The sequence below is a fragment of the Actinoplanes sp. 13 genome, assembly GCF_056134165.1.
The window spans coordinates 126,225-145,412 of record NZ_JBVYOQ010000012.1; the positions used below are offsets into that span (position 1 = coordinate 126,225).

Sequence of the window (19,188 nt, forward strand, 5' to 3'; positions counted from 1 at the left end):
CGTGTCGCGACTTCGTGCGCTGACCGCGGGCGTCCTGGTGCTCGGCCTCGTCGGTGGGCTGCCCGCGCCCGCCGCCATGGCCGCGAGCTGGACGCCTGCAAACGACCTGGAGGGCGCGTGCGTGAGCCTCCAGGTCTTCGACGGATCCACTTCACGCGGTTACGTACGCCGGGACTCGGTCGGCTACGGCTTCACCGGCACGGCGGCGAGCGCCGAACCGTTCCGGTTCGAGGCCACCCAGCTCGGGCGTTACCTGCTGCGGGACTCCACCGGCAAGCCGCCGTACCAGAGCGTGCTGGGCTGGGTGTGGGCCGGCGACGCGTACGGGGACCGGGCCGACTGGACGGTCAGCAGGGCCGACGGCCGATACCGCTTCCTCAACACCGCCACCGGGCAGCAGCTGGGCGTCCACCTCGGCGGGCTCGGCGCGGGGAATGCCAGCTCCACCGTCGCGCTCGCGCCCGCCTCGGGGTGCGCCGCGATCCCGGACATCACCACCGGGGTGAGCGGCACTCCCGCCCCCGGCGTCGACGCCGGCGGCAAGCTGTCCGGCTGGATCGACGCCCACGCGCACATCACCGCGGCCGAGGCGTTCGGTGGATCACTGCACTGCGGTGACGCGTACGCCCCGGGCGGCGCGCCGGTCGCGCTGAAGGGCTGTGCCTCGCACGCGACTCTCGGCTGGGGCGCCCTGCTCGAAGCGATCATCGCGGGCACCGACCCGATCAACTCGGCCGAGGACGGCTGGCCCACCTTCAACGACTGGCCGCAGCACGACACGATGCTGCACGAGGCCTCGTACTTCCGCAGTTTGGAACGGGCCTGGAGGTCCGGCCAGCGGGTGATGAACGTGCTGCTGGTGGCGAACCGGGTGATCTGCGGTCTGACCCTGGAGCACACCTCCTGCGACGAGATGGACCAGATCCGCGCGCAGTCGGATTACCTGCGCAAGATGCAGGACTATGTGGACGCTCGCAGCGGCGGTCCGGGCAAGGGCTGGTTCCGGCTGGCCACCACCCCGGCGCAGGTGCGCCAGATCGCCGCTCAGGGCAAGCTGGCCGTGACCATCGGCGTGGAGAACTCCGAGCTCTTCGGATGCCGCGAGATCAACGACGTGCCGCAGTGCACCAGGGCGCAGATCGACGCCGGGCTCGACGAGCTGGAGAGCATGGGCGTCAGCGGTCTCTACCCGGTGCACAAGTTCGACAACGCGTTCGGCGGCACCCGGTTCGACGAGGGCGTCACCGGCGCCGCGGTGAACGTCGGCAACCTGATCTCCACCGGCCACTGGTGGCAGGCGACCAGCTGCACCGGCCCGTCCGACAATGAGCAGCCGCTGGTCAGCGACGACTTCGCCAAGCTGCTCCAGCTCGGCGTGGACCTGCCGGCCGGAGCGATCCTGCCGGTCTACCCGAGCGGCAAGATCTGCAACGTTCGCGGTCTCACCCCGCTCGGCAGATATCTGATCGAGCAGATGATGGACCGCGGGATGATCATCCACGTCGACCACATGAGCGTGAAGACCGCGTCCGCCGTGCTCGACCTCGCCGAGCAGGCGAAATACCCGGGCGTCACCTCCGTGCACAGCTGGTCCGACCCGAGCATGATCAACCGGATCCTGGGGGTCGGCGGGTTCGTCGCGAGCTACGCGTTCTCGGCGCATGACGACGGCCAGGACACGCCCACCTTCCTGGAGGAGTGGCGGACCAACAGGGGTCTCACCAACGGCTCCAAGATCGCCGGGTACGGGGTGGGCACCGACGTCAACGGACTGGGCCCGCAGGCCGCTCCCCGGTTGAACGCCGGTTCCAGCCCGCTGACCTACCCGTTCACCGCGACCAACGGCACCACGGTGAGCAGGCACGTCTACGGCTCGCGGACCTTCGATCTGAACACCGACGGCGTCGCCCAGTACGGCCTCTACGCCGACTGGATCGTCGACCTGATCAACCAGTCGGGATCCGATGCCGCCCTCCTCCGCAAGCAGCTGCTCAGCGGCGCCGAGGCCTACACGGTGATGTGGGAGAAGGCTCGCTTGTGAGTCTGGTGACCGCCGATCCAGCGGCGCCGGTCCGGCGCCGCTGGATGGTCGCTTACGCGCTCGCCATGATCGGCGTCGCGGCCGGCTGGTTCGGGCCGATCCAGATCCTGCTGCCCGAGCAGGCGGCCCGGCTGGCCGGCGAGGACGGCAAGGAGGCGCTGCTCGCCCTGGTCACCGCCTGGGGCGCCGCGGCCTCGATGGTGGCCAACCCACTTTGGGGCGCGCTGTCCGACCGGATCGGCTCCCGGCGGATGCCGATCTTCATCGCCGGCGTCGTGATCGGGGTGGCCGGCCTGCTGGTGCTCTCGGCAGCGGACACCACCACCACGATGGTGTCCGGCTGGATCCTGGTCCAGATCGGACTGAACGGACCGCTTGCGGCACTGGCCGCGCTGATCGGCGACCGGGTCCCCGAGGGCCAGCGCGGCACGGTCGGCGCGCTCTTCGGAGTGGCTCAGATCGTCGGCGTGGTGCTGGGCACCGCGGTGGCTGTCGCCGTGGGCCAGGGCGCGCCGGGTTACATCGCGGTGGCGATCGCGGTGCCACTCCTCGGCACCGCCCTCGTCCTGATCAACAAGGACGCGGCCGGCGTCCGGCGGGAGCCGGCCCACTGGGCCGCGCTGCGGCGGCCGGGTACCCGGTTCGCCTGGGCCTGGCTGATCCGTTTCCTGCTCAACCTGGTCAACGCGCTGGTCCTGGTCTACCTCTTCTACTACCTCTCGGATCAGGTCGGTGTGGCCGACGCCGCCGGCTGGGTCCTGATCCTGACCGTGGTCAACGTGCTCTTCGCCGGCATCTTCGGCTTCGCCGGCGGTGTGCTGTCGGACCGCTGGGAACGCCGCAAGGTCTTCGTCGCCGCGGGCGCGGTGATCCTCGCCGCCGGCACGACGCTGATGGCGCTCTTCCCGGTGGTCCCGGTGGTGGTCGCCGCGTCGGTGCTGATCGGCGTCGGCTGGGGCGCGTACATCGCGGTCGACATGGCGGTGCTCACCCAGGTGCTGCCGGACGCCGAGACCCGGGCCACGATGCTGGGCGTCGCCAACATCGCCGGGACCCTGCCGCAGTTGCTCGCGCCGGTGCTCGCCGCGCCGATCGTCACGGCGCTGGGCGGCTATCGCGTGCTCTACCTGGTCACGGCGGCCTTCGCGCTCGTCGCACTGGCCTGCCTGCCCCGCCTGACCGCAATCAAGTGAGAAGCGTGTGAACTTCGGGCTCGATACGCACCCGAAGTTCACACGCAGGTTCGACGCGAGAGGATCCACTGTGTACCCGCAGTTCCCGCCGGGCTTCCGGTTCGGCATGTCGACGTCCGCCTACCAGATCGAGGGTGCGGCCGAGGTCAACGGGAAAGGCCCGAGCATCTGGGACACCTTCACCGGCCGGCCCGGCGTGGTGCGGCACGGCGAGGACGCCCGGGTCGCGATCGACCACTACCACCGGTACGCCGAGGACATCGGTCACATCGCCGCCGCCGGGGCGCACGACTACCGGTTCTCCTTCTCCTGGACCCGGGTGCGCGCCGACATCGACTTCTACGACCGTCTGGTGGACACCGTCCTGGCGGCCGGCTTGCGCCCGGTCCCCACGCTCTACCACTGGGACCTGCCGCAGGACCTGGAGGACGCGGGCGGGTGGACCAACCGGGACACCGCGCACCGGCTGGCCGATTACGCCGGCACCCTCGCAGTGCGTCTCGGCGACCGGATCCGGGACTGGATCACCATGAACGAGATGAGCGTGCACACGCTCTACGGGTACGCGCTCACCGATCACGCCCCGGCCCGGGGACTGGGGCTGGAGGCGCTGCCCGTGGCCCACCACCAGCTGCTCGCGCACGGGCTCGCCGTGCGGGTTCTGCGGTCGCACGGCGCCGCCACGGTCGGGGTCGCCAATCAGCACTTCCCGGTGACACCGGCGAGCGACGACGAGGCGGACCGGATGGCGGCCGGCCTCTTCGCCGACCTCACCAACTGGACGTTCGCCGACCCGATCCTGCGCGGCGGATATCCGGACGAGCTGGTCCGGGCCGGCGTCGGGGTGCCGGACGCCCAGCTGGACCGGGACCTCGAGCTGATCGGGGCACCGCTCGACTTCTACGGGGTCAACTACTACGAACCGACGATGATCGAGGCGCCGAAGGCCGGCAAGGACTACTCCGGGGTGCTGGAGGTCGACATCCCGGACGGGCTCCCGTTCTCCCCGGTGCCGGTGAAGTGCGACGAGCGGACCGACTTCGGCTGGGCGATCGTGCCGGCCGGCCTCACCGAGATCCTGGTGACCCTGCGCGACCGTTACCCGAACCTGCCACCAGTGATCATCACCGAGAACGGAGCGTCGTTCCACGACGCCGCACCCGGGCCGGACGGGCGTGTCCACGACCCGCGCCGGATCTCCTATCTGGACTCCCACCTGCGCGCGGTCGCCGACGCGATCGACGCGGGCGTGCGCGTGGACGGATATTTCGTCTGGTCCGCGATCGACAACTTCGAATGGGCCGCGGGTTACGACGAGCGGTTCGGCCTCGTCCACGTCGACCGCGAGACATTGGAGCGAACCCGCAAGGACTCCTGGTACTGGTACCGCGACCTGATCGCGGCTCAGCGCCGCAACTGATCCACGAACGTCGTCGCGAGGCGGGACAGCCGTTCGGCGCGTCCCTCCTCGGCCCAGCCGTCCACCAGGCTGAGCAGCGTGCTGCCTTCGACCAGGATGATGAAGTCGTCGATCACGGCTTCGTCGTCCACGCCGGGCCGCAGCTCGTCCGTCTCCCGGGCCTCCCGCAGACAGTTCCGCAGGTGCACACGGATGTCCCGGTGCGACTGCCGGCGCGACTCGGCGAGACGGGGATGGGACAGCGCCGCCCCGGCGAACGCGACATTCACATGCGCGTCGGCCGCCCGCTCCTCGTCCAGCGGCAGCACGGCCTCCAGAGCCGCCCGCAACCCGGCCAGCCCGTCCCGGTTCTGCCCGATCCGGAAAGCCCGCTCGACGATCCGGTCGTAGACCGCCTTCTGCGCCGCCACCAGGATGTCGTCCTTGCCGCCCAGAAAGTGCGCGAGCACGCTGAGTGAACACCCGGCCTCGTCGGCGATGGCCCGCGTGGTGGTCCCCTCGACACCACGTGCCCGCACCACACGCCACGTCGCCGCGAGCAGCTCGGCGCGTCTCAGATCGTGGTCCACCAACCTCGGCACACAACTGAGCGTAGCCACCCGCCCCGACACCCCCGACAACCGAGGTGGTCCCGCTTTTTCCCATTCATTTAGTACGAGCAATGCAAAGTCCCGTGGCCACCCCGCGACCTCCCTGCCGGGCCGCGCCCGGCGACGCGACCGCCGGGCGGAGCTGCCCACTCCAGCCCACCCCACCGTGTGAAGTTCGGGTTCGTTTCGCACCGCAACTTCACACGCTGCCCCGCCGACCGCCCAGCGTGTGAAGTTCGCGTTCGTCCCGCACCGCAACTCCCCACGCTGCCCCGCCGACCGCCGAGCGTGTGAAGTTCGGGTTCGTTTCGCACCGCAACTTCACACGCTGCCCCGTCGACCGCCGAGCGTGTGAAGTTCGGGTTCGTTTCGCACCGCAACTTCACACGCTGGAATGCAGCTCCGCCCGGCGGTCGCGTCGCCGGGCGCGGCCCGGCAGTCAGGTCGCGGGGTAGGCCCGGGACGCTTGGATTCGGCGGGGACGAGGGTTACGCGTACCAAAAAGGGTGGAAAAGGTTCGGTGGACCGCTCAGCGTTGGTGGGCGGCGGTGAGGTGGGTGGGCAGGCGGCCGGCTGGATGGCGGTGAGGTGGGTGGGCAGGCGGGCTAGGCGGGGGTGGGGACGGTCAGGGTGCGCAGGCGGCGGGCCAGCGGGAGGGTGGCGATCACCGCTACCACCGGGATGAGGAAGGCGATCTGCAGGCCGACCGGTTCGGAGAGGGCGCCGAGGAGTACCGCGCCGAGGAGGGCGCCGCCGTAGTTGAAGAGGTTGACCTTGGCGATGACCTCGTCGCTGCTCTGTGCGGCGGCCTCGCCGGCGGCGCTGAAGGCCAGCGGGACCAGGACGCCGACGCCGATGCCGGCGATCGCGAAGCCGGTGACCGCAGCACCGACCGTGGGGAGGACGGCGACCAGGCCGCAGCCGGCGCCGCAGGTGGCCAGGGCGGCCAGGACGATCGGCGTGCGGCCGGCTCGGGGCACCACGTGGTCGGCCACCAGGCGGCTGACCAGCACGGCGGCCTGGTAGGCGGCGTAGCCGAGCGGGGCGGCCGAAGCGGTGGCGGAGAGCGAGTCCTGCAGGTAGACCGAGCTCCAGGTGCTCACCGCGGAGTCCACCAGGAACGCAGTGAAGATCAGCATGCCGCAGACCCAGACCACCGGACGGATGCTGCGGCCGTCCTCGGCGTGCACGATCGCAGCCCGGCGGGTGCGGCCGGGCTCGAAGGCGCGCCAGCCGAGGAGGCCGATCAGTACCGCGTAGGCCGCCGCGATCGCGAGGGCCGCTTCGGCGCCGGCGCCGATCTCGAGGAAGCCGGACATCAGCAGGGCGGCGGCGATCGCGGCGGCGGTGTAGCAGGCGAACAGGCGGCTCATCACGCTGCGGCCCAGCCGGGCCTGGACCAGGACGCCCTGCATGCTCAGCGAGGCGTCCACGGCGCCGAGGCCGATGCCGTAGGCCAGCAGGATCGTGATGAACAGCGGGTTGGGGGTGGTCAGCGTCGCGCCGCCGAGTCCGGCGCCGATGAACAGCAGGCCGGAGGCGAGGGCGTACCGGCTGCCCCAGCGGTTGGCGATCCGCTCGGCGAGCATCGAGCCGCCGGCGGCGGCCACGACGACGCCGAGCAGGACCGCCGAGACGAAGGTGTCGTCGATGTCCTGGCGGTCCTTGAAAGCCGGCAGCGCGGTGACCAGAGCCGCATAGCCGAGGCCTTGAGCGGCATAGCCGGCGCCGATGAGACGAGCCCGGGCGGCGGCGCTCATGTCCTTCATCGGGCCTCGCTTAATGTCGGCAACGACTGTCAGCGCAGCATGACGGGCGTAATGAACAACATCAACACTTGTTTGTAAACGAGTGTGGCCCGATTGTCCGGAAGTTCACCCGACGGTAGTCAGCGCGGGTGCCGCCGTCCGCAACGCGGCGAACGCGTCGGCCAGCCACCAGGCGGCCCGGTCGCGCGGGCCGACCGGGTTCGAGATGGTCCGCAGTTCGGCGAAGGGCACGCCGGCGCCCTCGGCAGCGGTCGCGACGCCGTGTCCCTCCATGGCCTCGGCGACCGCGTCCGGGAAGCGTGCCGCCAGGCGTTCGGCGGTCCCGGCAGTCCCGGTCACCGTGCTCAACGTCAGCACCTCGCCGGTCACCGCGCCGGGCAGGGCTGCCTGCAACGCCTTGAGGAATGCGGGGTCGCAGTCGATCCGGCTGCTGCCGAAGCCGAGCTCCTCCACCGGGAGGAAGCCGCCGGGCGTCTCAGCGCCCAGATCGGCGGCGATGCTGCGGGAGGCGAGCACGGTGCCCCCGACCTCGGCCCGGCCGGGGAAGCCGCCGGCGATGCCTGCGCTGAGCACGGCGCGGAACGAGCGGGCGGCGAGCAGGCGGGCGGTGCCGGCGGCAGCGGCGGCGGGGCCGACACCGACCGCCTCGACCACGATCAGGTGCGGGTCGATCCCGCTGCGCAGGGCGTCCGCCTCGGCGGGCACCGCGGTGACGACGAGCAGGGGGTACGGGCTCACGCGTCCTCGCCGTCCGCGGGTTTGTCGACGCTGGAGGGCCGGTAGACGTGGAAGCCGGGCGGGGCGACCGGCCGCGGCTCCTCCCGGGTCTTCGGCTCCTGCCTGGTCTTCGGTTCCTCGCGTGTTTTCGGTTCGGTTCTGCTTTTGCGCCACCTGGACCTGGCGGGTGGCTCGGCCAGCGTGGTGCCCGATGGCCTCGTCCGGGTCGGCGCCGGTGCGGGGCCGGGCTCCGGCTCCGGCACGGTGGGGGCCTCCGGCCAGGGGTCGGTCGCCGTCATCGCTTCGTCGCCCGCCGGTTCCGCGCTGCCCGGCCGGCCGGCCAGCCGCTCGTTGTGCAGCCGGGCGGCGGCCCACGCCGCGCGGGCGGCCGCGAGGGACGCCAGCAGGGCGGCCAGGCCGAGACCCCACTGCCCGGAGAGCGGGATGAGGCCGATGCCGCCGCCGGTCACCCAGGCCAGCATCAGCACCGTCTCGGAGTGCGCGAACGCGGTGGCGCGCTGCTTCTCCGGCACGCGTTCCTGGATGCTGGCATCGACGGCCAGCTTCGCTATCCCGCTGAAGATCGCGGTGAGCAGCGCCAGCAGGGTGACCATCGCGAGGTTGTAGAAGACGGTGGTCAGGACCGCCACGCCGGCCGTGACGATCAGGCCGCTGGACTGCAGGGCGAGAGGGCGGCGGATGGTCAGGCCGGTGCCGGCGGCGGTGGAGAGGAACGTGCCGAGGACCAGTGCGGCACCGACCACGCCGACCGCGGCGCCCCGCGCCATCTCCTGACCGAACACCGTGGCGTTCAGATCACCGCCCATGATCGCGAAGGTGAGGAAGAGCAGCAGGAAGCCGTAGAGCAGACGCAGACTGGAGCTTCCGATGAGGGTGGCCAGCACCAGACGGTTGGCGAGCGGGCGGTCGGCGCGGCGGCCCACCCGCAGGACGGCCCGCCACGGGCGCGGCATCGCCTCGGGCGGCTCGGAGTCGGCGCGGGGCGGCAGGCGCAGTGACACCACGACCCCGACCAGGAAGATGATCGCCGCGACCCGCAGCGGCCACTGTGGCCCGAACCTGAACGCGAGCAGGCCGATCGGGGCGACCAGCGCGCCGGCGAACGTGCCGTAGACGCTGGCCCGGGCGCCGACCTGGGACAGCGCGACCCCCTCCGGGAGCAGGCGCGGGACCGCGGCGGAACGCGCCACCCCGTACGCCCGGGAGAAGGCCAGCACCCCGAACGCCGCCGGATAGAGTCCCCAGCCCAGCAGGTTGTCGGCCATCACATAGGCCAGGAAGGCGCGGCCCAGCATGGTGGTCGCCAGCGCGTACCGCCGGCCGTGGCGGAAATGGTCGAGCAGTGGGCCGACCACCGGCGCCAGCAGCGCGAACGGCACCATCGTGATGAGCAGGTAGAGGGCGACCTTGCTGCGCGCCTCGCCGAGCGGGACGCTGAAGATGGTCCCGGCCAGGCCGATCGCGATGAGCGCGTCGCCGGCACAGGAGATCGCGTGCAGGTCGAAGAGCCGGATCATGCCGACCTCGTTGGCGGCGCCACGGGCTCGCGCCGACCCGACCCGGCGGGTGGCCCAGGCGCTGCCGCGCACCGAGCCGCGCACCACCAGGCGCACCGCCTTGACGCCGGTGCCGACGGTGCGTCCGAGCGTGGGAAGCAGCGGCATGGGAACCATCCTGACTGATGCGGGCGAACGATGCCCCCTCCCGCGCCCGTGCTTTTGGGGAGTCGTTGCGGGGCCGCCGGTGCGGTAGGCAACAATGGGCGGGTGACCTCTCGGACCACTTCCCGCGCCGCCCGACTCGACCAGGTCTGTGCCGATGCCGTCGGGGTGGCGCGCGGTGCCATCACCGAAGTGGACCCGAGTGATGTCGGGGACCACCTCGAAGCGATCGCCGAAGGCGACCGTGTCGTGACTCACTTCTTCGACAGCCACCTGGACGGCTATCAGGGCTGGCGCTGGGCGGTGACGGTGACCCGGGTGCCCCGCAGCCGGCACGTCACGGTCTGCGAGACGGTGCTGCTGCCCGGCCCGGATGCGCTGCTCGCTCCCGGCTGGGTCCCGTGGAACGAGCGGGTGCAGCCGGGCGATCTGGGCGTCGGTGACCTCATGCCGACCGCGCCGGACGACGACCGTCTCACCCCGGGCTACGTGCTGAGCGACGACGCCGCGGTCGAGGAGGTCTCCTGGGAGATCGGCCTGGGCCGGCCCCGGGTGATGTCGAAGGAAGGGCGGATGGAGACCGCCCAGCGGTGGTACGACGGGGAGTCCGGCCCGGAGGCGGCGATCTCGACCGCCGCGCCGCGCAACGCCCGGTGCGGCTCCTGTGGTTTCTACCTGCCGCTCGCGGGTTCGCTGCGGCAGATGTTCGGCGTCTGCGGCAACCTTTACGCGCCGGACGACGGCCGGGCGGTCAGTGCCGACCACGGGTGCGGCGCCCACTCCGAGGCGCTGCTCGCCACCGTCGAGCAGCCGGTCGACGAGCTGCCGACGGTGTACGACGACAGTGAGGTCGAGGCCGTGGCGGTCAGCCGCGGGCACGGCTCGGTGGAGTCGGGCGAGCCGGCCGAGGATTACGGCCACAGCTGAGGTCAGTCGCGGACGCTGAACTCCGCGTGCGTCAGCGCACGACGGCGTTTGCGGTTCCGGTCGTGCACGACCATGGTCAGCGTGCCCGGAAGACCCCAGACCAGGCCGGCCAGGCAGATCTCGACCCACTCATCCGGTGCCCCGGACAACCAGGTGACCAGCAGGGCGATGGCGAACGCGGCGACGCCGGCCAGCGCGAACGGGACCATCGGCGGGTCCAGTGGCTCGGGCCGTGGTTTCGTCCCGGTCACCACGGTGAGGGCCGGCAACGGATCGCCGGTGTGCGTGGCGGGAGACAGGTCACTCACTCCGCCAGGGTAAGGCCACTACGCACCGCATCGGTGTAGCGCGTGAGAGTTGTAACATCGCTTGGCTTTTCCCGAGGTAGGGGCATCTGCAAGCATGCGATCACATGTCCACAGAAATCGAATCGCCTCCGAGGAACGGCTTCGACCGGTTCTTCGAGATAACCAAGCGCGGGTCCACGCTGGGTCGTGAGATCCGTGGTGGTGTCGTCACGTTCTTCACGATGGCCTACATCGTGGTGCTCAACCCGCTGATCCTGGCCGGCGGCGCCGACGCGACCGGCGCCCAGCTGCCGATCGCCGCCCTCGCTGCCGGAACCGCTCTGGTCGCCGGCCTGATGACCATCCTGATGGGCGTCGCCGCCCGCTTCCCGCTCGCGCTGGCCGCCGGCCTGGGCGTGAACGCGCTGGTGGCGTACGAGATCGCGCCCGAGATGACCTGGGCCGACGCGATGGGCCTGGTCGTCATCGAGGGTGTGCTGATCGCCGTCCTGGTGCTGACCGGCCTGCGCACCGCCGTGTTCAAGGCGGTCCCGACGCAGCTCAAGACCGCGATCGGGGTGGGCATCGGCCTGTTCCTGATGATCATCGGGCTGGTCGACGCCGGCTTCGTGCACCGGGTCCCGGACGCCGCCAACACCACCGTCCCGGTCGAGCTCGGCCTGGGCGGCAAGCTGATGACCTGGCCGACGCTGGTCTTCGCGCTCGGCCTGCTGTTCACGCTGGTGCTGTTCGTCCGCAAGGTCAAGGGTGCGATCCTGATCGGCATCCTCGGCACCACGGTGCTGGCGATCATCGTCGAGGCGGTGGCGAACCTGGGCCCGGCGATCCAGAACCCGCACGGCTGGTCGCTGAACGTGCCGACGCTGCCCGACCAGATCATCGACACGCCGGACCTGTCGCTCGTCGGCCAGTTCAACGTGCTCGACTCGTGGTCGACGGCCGGTCCGCTGGTCGTGCTGATGTTCATCTTCACGCTGCTGGTGACCGACTTCTTCGACACCATGGGAACGATGGTCGCGGTGGGTCAGGAGGGTGACCTGCTCGACTCCGAGGGGATGCCGCCGCGGACCAGGGAGATCCTGCTGGTCGACTCGGTCGCCGCGGCGGCCGGCGGCGCGGCCAGCGTCTCCAGCAACACGTCGTACGTGGAGAGCGCCTCCGGTGTCGGTGAGGGTGCCCGCACCGGTGTGGCCAGCCTGGTGACCGGTGTGTTGTTCCTGATCGCCATGTTCTTCGCCCCGCTGGTCAAGATCGTGCCGTTCGAGGCGGCCTCGACCGCGCTGGTGGTGGTCGGCTTCCTGATGATCAGCACGGTTCGCCAGATCGACTGGTCGGACTACACGATCGCGGTGCCGGCCTTCCTCACCGTGACGCTGATGCCGTTCACGTACTCGATCTCCAACGGCATCGGGGCCGGGGTCATCACCTATGTCGTGCTGAAGCTGGCGACCGGCCGGGCGCGGGAGATCCACCCGCTGATGTACGGGATCGCCGCGCTGTTCGTGCTCTATTTCGCCCGGGGTCCGCTGGAGGCCTGGATCCTCTGAATCCGCTGATGTCCACCGTCGCCGGTTGCGCTACCGTGCCGGTGACGGTGGTCATACGGGCGGTTTTCCGATGTCGTTAGCCATGCTCATTAGCTAGGCTAAGTATTGTGATGGAGCGGGTGATGACGACGGAGCGTACGACAGCCGAACCGCTGGCCAAGACGCTGCGGGACGCGATCACCCGGCTCGGCCGCCGAGTCCGCCAGGCCCGCCCGGTCGGTGACCTCACGTTCAGTCAGCTCTCCGCACTGACCAGCCTCCAACTGGCCGGCGCGCTGACCCCTCGTGAGCTCGCCGACGTGGAACGGGTTCAGCCCCCGACGATGACCAAGATCGTCGGGAAGCTGGAGGAGCGTGGACTCGTGGCGCGGACGCCGCATCCCACCGACGGGCGCCAGGTGATCCTGGCCGCCACCGACGAGGGGCGCGCGGTTTACACGCAGTACGAGCGGGCACGAAACGAATGGCTGGCCAAGCAGCTGGTGCAGCTGACCCCCGAGGAACGGGACACCCTGGCTCGAGCTGCGGAGATCCTGCAGCGCGTCGCTCGGGGCTGAACCCGTCAGGTCGATCCGCTTCGTCACACGACGATGACGCGTACGACCGAACCGGAGGGGGCACAGCCACGTGCGGGCAGCTCTAGGCTCCACATTCCGATCCCTGCACGTCCCGAACTACCGCCTCTTCGCCGGCGGACAGCTGGTGAAGCTGGTCGGCGTGTGGATGATGTTCACGGCCCAGGACTGGCTGGTGCTGGAACTCTCCGGCAACTCGCCGGGCGCCCTCGGCATGGTGACTGCGCTCCAGTTCGTACCGGTCATGCTCCTGACGCTCTGGAGCGGCCGCCTGGCCGACCGGTACGACAAGCGCAAGCTGCTGATCGGGGCGAACGCCGCGTTCGCGGTGTTCGCCATCGCCTTCGCGGTGCTGGTCGCCAGCGGGGTGGTCGAGCTTTGGCACGTCTTCGTCTTCGCCCTGCTGCTCGGCATCGCGAACGCCGTCGAGACACCGGTCCGGCAGTCCTTCGTCTCCGAATTGGTCGAGCTGCGGCTGCTGCCGAACGCCCTGGCCCTGTCCGCCGCGACCTTCAACATCGCCCGGATCAGCGGCCCCGCCCTGGCCGGTGTGCTGCTCGCCGTGCTCTCCACGCCCGGCGTGTTCCTGATCTCGACGGTGCTCGCGGTCGCGCCGGTCTTCACCTATCTCCGGATGCGTTCGGCCGACCTGCTCCGCACCGAGCGCAAGAGCGGCGCGAGCACCCGGGTGATCGACGGCCTGCGGTACGTCGGCAAGCGGCACGACCTGCTGCTCCCGATCTGCCTGATGTCGATGATCGGCATGATCGGCTTCAACTTCCCGGTCACCCTGGCGGCCCTCGCGAAGATCGACTTCCAGGCCGGCCCGTCGACGTTCGGCCTGCTCACGACGGCCCTGGCGATCGGCTCCCTCGGTGGCGCGCTGGCCGGGACCCGGCGCAGCACGCGGCCCGGCGTCTACAAGGTGATCGGTGCCGCGATGCTCTTCGGGCTGTTCGAGGTGGCCGTCGGATTCTCGCCGAACTTCCTGGTCGCGGCGCTGCTGCTGGTGCCCACCGGGTTCTTCTCGATCTATCTGGCGCAAGGTGCCAACCACCGGGTGCAGATGGGCGTGGACCCGGCTTACCGGGGGCGGGTCATGGCGCTGTACGTCCTGGTCTTCCTCGGAACCACGCCGATCGGCGCGACCCTGGCCGGGTGGTGGGGCGAGCACTACGGCGTGCCGTCGAGCATCTGGGCGGCCGGGATGGTGAGTTTCCTGGCCGCCGTGGGTGCGCTGGTGTGGCAGCTGCGGGTCGGCGGGGATCGGGTGGAGGTGCGGGTCCGGCCGCGGCTGCGGGTGCGGGTGCTGGCCGGGGTTCCGGACACGCTTGCTTCGGACTCGCCGGCTTCCAGCTCGCCGGCCTCGGACTCGTCCGCTTCGAGCTCGCCCGCTCCTGAGCCGCCTGCTTCTGATTCGCCGGCGCCGACCGGTGTTCGGGTTGCCGCCTCGCCGCACGCCGAGCCGCTGGCTCGTTCCGGTCCGGCGGCTCGATCGGGGCCGGTGGCTCGGATCTGAATCCAAGATCTTGTCGAGTTCAGCCCTGTTGAGTGCTCTTTCCGGATTTTGCCGGGCTGAACTCGACAAGATCCGCGTTTCTGCTGGTGAAGGTGGCAGAGCGGTTCCACCAAACGGTTATTCCGGACCCAACCGCCGAGGGCCTAGCGTCGAACCGTGGCAATCGTGCACATCGCTGTGCTTTCGGCGGCGCTCTCGGCGCTGCTCGTGTTGCCGTGCGCGGCGGCGGCCCTGCTCGCCCCCGACGCACGCCTCATCCGTCGCATGCTCACCCGGCGCGGCTGCCGGCAGCTGCAAGGCCTGGACAGCACCCTGCGGGTCCTCGACGTGGACGCCCGGCTCGCGGCTCTGGACGACCCGGCCATCGAGCAGATTGCGTACGACCTCCGTCGCCTCGACCACCAGCGCCGCAGTGACCTGACCCGCTCGTCGAAGGTCTGGCTCGCGGCCGTCCAGAGCGCCTATGACATCCGCCTGCAGATCGCCTGCCGTCAGCTCGGTGTGGACGAGCACCTGCAGCCCCTCAACGGCGTGGACCGCGAGATCGAGCGGCTGCGTGTGGAGGGTCAGCTGGAGGCGGCGGGGCTGACGCTGCGGCGTCCTGGCTCGGACAGCTCCCGCTGATCGGCACCGGCGGCTTGCGCCGGTGGTGGGCCGCCGCCACGGCCAGCGCCACGGCCAGCCCCGCCGCCACGACCGTGCCCACCAGGCTGGGCAGGCCCAGCTCACCACGCACCGCGTAAGACATGACTGACGTTGTCAGCACGCCCGCGGCGTAGGCGAATCCCACGGTGAGGGTTGGGGCGGCTGCTCCGGGCGGCAGCAGCGCTCCGGCGAGCAGAACCGCGCAGAGGATCAGGTCGGGAACCAGGAAGATGTTGTCCCGGCGCCAGGAGTCGTGCAGGAAGAGAAAGCCGAAGGTGCAGAGGCTCAGGCCGGCCGCGATGACGCGGCCCGTTAGGAGGAGTCGCATGTCTACACCGTAGACATGCGGCGAGCCGGTGTCTACGCCGTAGACTGCCGTTGTGCCGAAACGACCCCTCAGCCCCACGCTCATCGCCGAGGCAGCGCTCGGCCTCGGCGACCGCGAGGGTGCGGCCGCCATGTCCATGCGCCGCATCGCCGCCGACCTCGGTTGCGATCCGATGGCGATCTACCGGCACTTCCCCAACCGGGAGGCTCTGCTGGACGCCGTCGCCGACCTGGCCGTCGCCGAAGTCACCGCACCGGGGTCCGGGGTGGCCTGGCACGAGCGGGTGCGGGCGATCCTGACGTCGGTGCGGGCCGTCGCGCTCGGGCACCCCGGCATCGCGGCGCACATCGCGGCGCGGCCACCGCTCGGACCGAACGGCCGTCGCCTCGCGGGGCAGCTCAACGCCGCTCTCGCGGAGGCCGGCCTGCCGCCTGCGGGAGTGGTCCACGCCGCGCAGGCGCTGATCGCCTATGTCGCGGCGGCGCTGGCGATGGCCGTCAACGCCGGGGTGCGGGACGAGCGCTGGCACCAGGTGAGCGAGGCGATGGGCGGCGGCCTGCCGGGTGCCGAGATGCCGGTGGTCGGGTCCGAGGAGCAGTTCCGCTACGGCCTACGCCTGATGATCAACGGCATCCGCGCCGAAGCGGCTCCGTAAGGCGCGGTCCACCCGGGCCGGCGGGTGTCGTTCAGGGGTGCTCGGAGCTCGGCGGACCGAACGTGGGCTGGTGGGTCGGCCAGGCGTGGAGGCGGTGGTACTCGCCGGCCGCGCTCAACACCAGCCAGAAGGCGTCGACCTGCCAGAGCGGACCGGCGTAGTCCCGCAGCGCCTCGTGGATGCCCCGGTGAAAGCGGTAGGAGACGGTGAGGTGCGGGCGGAACGGACGCTCGTCGATCGGGAAGCCGGCTTTGAGCAGGGTGGACCGCATGTCCTCGCGGAAGGTGGCCAGCTTCTCGACGTCGCCGCCCAGTCCGGCCCAGAGCACTGTGCCGAAACGGCCACCGCCGGCCAGCCGCAGCGCGATCGGGCCGGGCGGAGGAAGCTCGGCCAGCGCGCGGGCGACCTCGCCGGCCCGGTCGGCCTGATCGGCGGAATCGGCAGTGTCAGGGCCGAGGAACGCAAGCGTCACGTGCCACTTGTCAGCGCGACCCCCGCCGGCAGGCAGGTGGCGTTTCAGGTGCAGCCGGGCGTCCTCGTCGGGGAAGACGGCGACGAACAGGCTCAGGAGGACTCCCGGGCGGCGGGGCCGCCCCCGAAGAGCACGTCGTCCCAGCTGGGCAGGCGCTTGCGGGGCTTGCTGCTGCCCTCCTCGGCCTCCGAGTTGGCCGGGGAGTTCTGACCCACCGTGCGGCGCGGGCGCAGCACTGCCAGCGACGGCACGGCCGGCACCTCTTTCGGCAGGTCGGCGTCGTCGTCGAAGGCCGAGCCGGAACCGCCGCCGAGCAGGGCCGCGGCGCCGCCGGCGACCGGGCGGCGGGACGGCTGGTCGAGGTTGCGGCCGGAACTGCCCTCGAGCGGGCGGTCCAGGGAGGCGAGCAGGGCGTCACGACCGGCGCGGATCGGGTCGCGGTTGGGCCGCGACGGCGCGTTGTCGGCGGAGGGCAGGCCGTGACCGCCGCGGGACGGCTCGTTGCCGCGGGCCGGGCCGGGCAGGCCGTGGCCGCCGCGCTCGGGCACCGGGTCCTGGCCGAGGATCTGGGTGGGCCGCTCGGCGCACAGGTATTGCGCCATGTCGTCGTGCGGCGAGACCACCTGACGGCCCTTGTCCAGGTCCCAGATGGCCTGGGCGGTGGCCTTGCCGGACGGCCAGGTGGCGACGATGCGCCAGGTGCCGTCGTCGCGGCGGAACGCGTCCCAGGAGATCTTCTCGGTGTCGATGCCGTGCTGCGCGAGCCGACTGTCGACCACCTCGGCGAGCGGCTGCCCGGAATCCGACGTCTTCAGCCGGGTGCGGCGGGCGTGCTGCGCGAGCATCGCGCGCTCCTGCAGGACCGGGCCCGCGTAACGCAGCACCCGGTCGACCGGGACGCCGGCGATCCGGGCGACGTCCTCGGCGGACTCACCGGAGCGGATGCGTGCCTGAATGTCACGCGGAGAGAGCGACGGCGCCATCTCGGGTGCCATCACCGCCAGCGCCGTCCCCGATGCCGTCGGCGGCCCCTCGTTCAGCGCTCCCGCGATCCGTTCGTCGATGGGGAGGGCCAGGAGCCGGCCGACCTCGTCGGCGAGCACCAGGGCCTGACCGTCCTCGGAGAGGGCGACGAAGCGTACCGGCCGCATGCGTTGCCTCCGTCCCGTCGCGTTGGCCTGTGCTCCCGAGAGTCAGCCACCCGGGCGCGTTTCGGAACACGGTACGCGCCTTGGTCACCCTATGGGGGTAAGCCACGCCGTCAAACTGGCTGACCAGCGATGATGATCTTCAAGTTCCAGATTCGTGATCCATTCAAACCCAGCAAACCCTTTTAGGGGTACGGGTGTCCGGTAGTCAACTCCAATGAGCCACGTCACGCCCTCTTTCGAGACCTCCGCACCGGCGCGCCGACCTGAGGTCTCGAGCCCGCCCCAAGCCACCACAGTGCACGAGCCGGCGTGGTGACTCGGGGTGCGGAGCGCGCAGGCCCGCGATCTGCGTGGTGACTTGGGGTGCGGAGCGCACCCGAAGTCACCACAGTGCGTTGGTCACCCGCTGGGGTGAGTGGGCAGCTCCGCCCGGCGCGGGCGGCAAAGGCCGGCGTGGCAGCCAGGCCGCTGCGGTATCCGGGGACTTGTCATGGCTCGTACTAAAAAAGCAGTTAAGGGTCGAAAGATTTAGAGGCGCTCGACGACGTAGTCGATGCAGGCGGTCAGCGCGGCCACGTCGGACGGGTCGACGGTGGGGTAGAGGGCGATGCGCAGCTGGTTGCGGCCGAGCTTGCGGTACGGCTCGGTGTCCACGATGTCGTTGGCGCGCAGGATCTTGGCGATCGTGGCCGCGTCGATGCTGTCGGCGAAGTCGATGGTGGCGACCGCCGAGGAGCGCAGCGCGGGGTCGGTGATGAAGGGCTCGGCGAACGAGGAGCGGTCGGCCCAGCCGTAGACGGTGGCGGCGCTCTCGGCGCTGCGCTTGACCGCCCAGGACAGGCCGCCCTGCGCGTTCATCCAGTCCAGCTGCTCGGCGGCGAGGAAGACTGTGGCCAGCGCGGGAGTGTTGTAGGTCTGCTCCAGCCGGGACTGCTCGATGGCGGTGACCAGGTCGAGGAACTGCGGGATGTAACGGCCGCTGCCCTTGATCTCGAAGGCGCGCTCGATGGCGGCGGGGGACATCAGGGCCAGCCAGATGCCGCCGTCGGAGCCGAGGGCCTTCTGCGGGGCCAGGTAATAGACGTCGGTCTCGCGCAGGTCGACGTCGAGGCTGCCGCCGCCGGAGGTGGCGTCGGTCAGCAGCAGCGCACCCGGGTCGGCGCCCTGGACGCGGCGGACCGGGACCGCGACACCGGTGGAGGTCTCGTTCTGCACGCTCGCGTAGACGTCGACGCCGGCCTCGGCGGTCAGGAAGGCGGCCTGGCCGCCCGGCGCCTTGTGCACGGTGGGCTGGTCGAGGAACGGCGCGGCGGTGACGGCCTGGACGAACTTGGCGCCGAACTCGCCGAACTCGGCGAACTGCGCCTTGCTGCGGACCAGGCCGAACGTGGCGACCTCCCAGAAGGCGCTGGTGCCGCCGTTGGCGAGGACCACCTCGTAGCCGTCCGGCATGGCGAAGAACTCGGCGAGGCCGCGGCGCAGACGGGCGACCTGGTTCTTCACCGTGCGCTGACGGTGCGAGGTGCCCATGAACGTGCGGGAGACCGCGGAGAGCGCCTCGACACCCTCGGGGCGGACCTTGCTCGGCCCGGAGCCGAACCGTCCGTCGACGGGTTTGATCTCGTCAGGAATCCGGATATCAGCCACGG

The 19,188-nt window shown here is 70.9% G+C and carries 17 protein-coding genes; 9 read left to right on the forward strand and 8 right to left on the reverse strand.

What is annotated here, in order from left to right; all coding sequences use genetic code 11:
* The first annotated feature begins 1 nt into the window (after position 1).
* The 3 genes from AC0NH5_RS23470 (at position 2) to AC0NH5_RS23480 (ending at position 4,654) form a co-directional block, all read left to right on the forward strand.
* Positions 2–2,041 carry a hypothetical protein gene (locus tag AC0NH5_RS23470; RefSeq protein WP_474407412.1) on the forward strand — a complete coding sequence of 680 codons (2,040 nt, stop codon included), beginning with the start codon at positions 2–4 and terminating at the stop codon, positions 2,039–2,041.
* Positions 2,038–3,234 (forward strand): MFS transporter, encoded by a 1,197-nt coding sequence (locus tag AC0NH5_RS23475; protein WP_474407415.1) that lies wholly within the window; start codon positions 2,038–2,040, stop codon positions 3,232–3,234. The genes AC0NH5_RS23470 and AC0NH5_RS23475 overlap by 4 nt, the downstream gene beginning before the upstream one ends.
* Before the next feature lie 70 nt (positions 3,235–3,304).
* A complete protein-coding gene (locus tag AC0NH5_RS23480) occupies positions 3,305–4,654 on the forward strand; it encodes a GH1 family beta-glucosidase (RefSeq protein WP_474407418.1) in 1,350 nt (449 codons plus the stop codon).
* Here the strand turns inward: AC0NH5_RS23480 and AC0NH5_RS23485 are convergent.
* The 4 genes from AC0NH5_RS23485 to AC0NH5_RS23500 form a co-directional block, all read right to left on the reverse strand.
* On the reverse strand, positions 4,639–5,235 hold the full coding sequence (locus AC0NH5_RS23485; RefSeq protein ID WP_474407420.1) for a TetR/AcrR family transcriptional regulator: 597 nt from the start codon (positions 5,233–5,235) through the stop codon (positions 4,639–4,641). The genes AC0NH5_RS23480 and AC0NH5_RS23485 overlap by 16 nt on opposite strands.
* Before the next feature lie 614 nt (positions 5,236–5,849).
* Entirely contained in the window at positions 5,850–7,013 is a 1,164-nt protein-coding gene (locus AC0NH5_RS23490; protein WP_474407422.1) for an MFS transporter, read from the reverse strand.
* Between the two features lie 105 nt (positions 7,014–7,118).
* Entirely contained in the window at positions 7,119–7,751 is a 633-nt protein-coding gene (locus tag AC0NH5_RS23495; RefSeq protein WP_474407423.1) for a futalosine hydrolase, read from the reverse strand.
* Positions 7,748–9,415: an MFS transporter gene (locus AC0NH5_RS23500; RefSeq protein WP_474407425.1), complete on the reverse strand. Its 1,668-nt coding sequence runs from the start codon at positions 9,413–9,415 to the stop codon at positions 7,748–7,750. Before AC0NH5_RS23500 ends, AC0NH5_RS23495 begins: the two co-directional genes overlap by 4 nt.
* 30 nt (positions 9,416–9,445) lie before the next feature.
* Here AC0NH5_RS23500 and AC0NH5_RS23505 point away from each other — a divergent pair, with 30 nt between their 5' ends.
* Positions 9,446–10,339, forward strand: a complete 894-nt coding sequence (locus AC0NH5_RS23505; RefSeq protein ID WP_474407427.1) for a DUF3027 domain-containing protein — start codon at positions 9,446–9,448, stop codon at positions 10,337–10,339.
* 2 nt (positions 10,340–10,341) lie between these two features.
* On the opposite strand, the gene AC0NH5_RS23510 is transcribed toward AC0NH5_RS23505, so the two are convergent.
* Entirely contained in the window at positions 10,342–10,548 is a 207-nt protein-coding gene (locus AC0NH5_RS23510) for a DUF2530 domain-containing protein (protein WP_474407616.1), read from the reverse strand.
* Positions 10,549–10,751: 203 nt separating this feature from the next.
* Between AC0NH5_RS23510 and AC0NH5_RS23515 the strand changes: the two genes are divergently transcribed.
* The 5 genes from AC0NH5_RS23515 (at position 10,752) to AC0NH5_RS23535 (ending at position 15,916) form a co-directional block, all read left to right on the forward strand.
* Entirely contained in the window at positions 10,752–12,194 is a 1,443-nt protein-coding gene (locus AC0NH5_RS23515; RefSeq protein ID WP_474407430.1) for an NCS2 family permease, read from the forward strand.
* 122 nt (positions 12,195–12,316) lie between these two features.
* Positions 12,317–12,751 (forward strand): MarR family winged helix-turn-helix transcriptional regulator, encoded by a 435-nt coding sequence (locus AC0NH5_RS23520; protein WP_474407433.1) that lies wholly within the window; start codon positions 12,317–12,319, stop codon positions 12,749–12,751.
* A gap of 70 nt (positions 12,752–12,821) precedes the next feature.
* The gene (locus AC0NH5_RS23525; protein ID WP_474407435.1) at positions 12,822–14,288 is read left to right on the forward strand and encodes an MFS transporter; all 1,467 of its coding nucleotides are present in this window, start codon (positions 12,822–12,824) and stop codon (positions 14,286–14,288) included.
* A gap of 156 nt (positions 14,289–14,444) precedes the next feature.
* A complete protein-coding gene (locus tag AC0NH5_RS23530; protein WP_474407437.1) occupies positions 14,445–14,912 on the forward strand; it encodes a hypothetical protein in 468 nt (155 codons plus the stop codon).
* Between the two features lie 401 nt (positions 14,913–15,313).
* Positions 15,314–15,916 carry a TetR/AcrR family transcriptional regulator gene (locus AC0NH5_RS23535; RefSeq protein ID WP_474407440.1) on the forward strand — a complete coding sequence of 201 codons (603 nt, stop codon included), beginning with the start codon at positions 15,314–15,316 and terminating at the stop codon, positions 15,914–15,916.
* 31 nt (positions 15,917–15,947) lie between these two features.
* Here the strand turns inward: AC0NH5_RS23535 and AC0NH5_RS23540 are convergent, their stop codons facing one another.
* From AC0NH5_RS23540 to serC, 3 genes are all read right to left on the reverse strand, one after another.
* Positions 15,948–16,388, reverse strand: coding sequence for a 2'-5' RNA ligase family protein (locus AC0NH5_RS23540; protein WP_474407442.1), 441 nt, complete (start codon positions 16,386–16,388; stop codon positions 15,948–15,950).
* A gap of 92 nt (positions 16,389–16,480) precedes the next feature.
* Positions 16,481–17,539, reverse strand: coding sequence for a septation protein SepH (gene sepH, locus AC0NH5_RS23545; RefSeq protein WP_474407443.1), 1,059 nt, complete (start codon positions 17,537–17,539; stop codon positions 16,481–16,483).
* A 528-nt stretch (positions 17,540–18,067) separates the two neighbouring features.
* Positions 18,068–19,186, reverse strand: coding sequence for a phosphoserine transaminase (gene serC, locus AC0NH5_RS23550; RefSeq protein WP_474407445.1), 1,119 nt, complete (start codon positions 19,184–19,186; stop codon positions 18,068–18,070).
* Between the last annotated feature and the right edge of the window lie 2 nt (positions 19,187–19,188).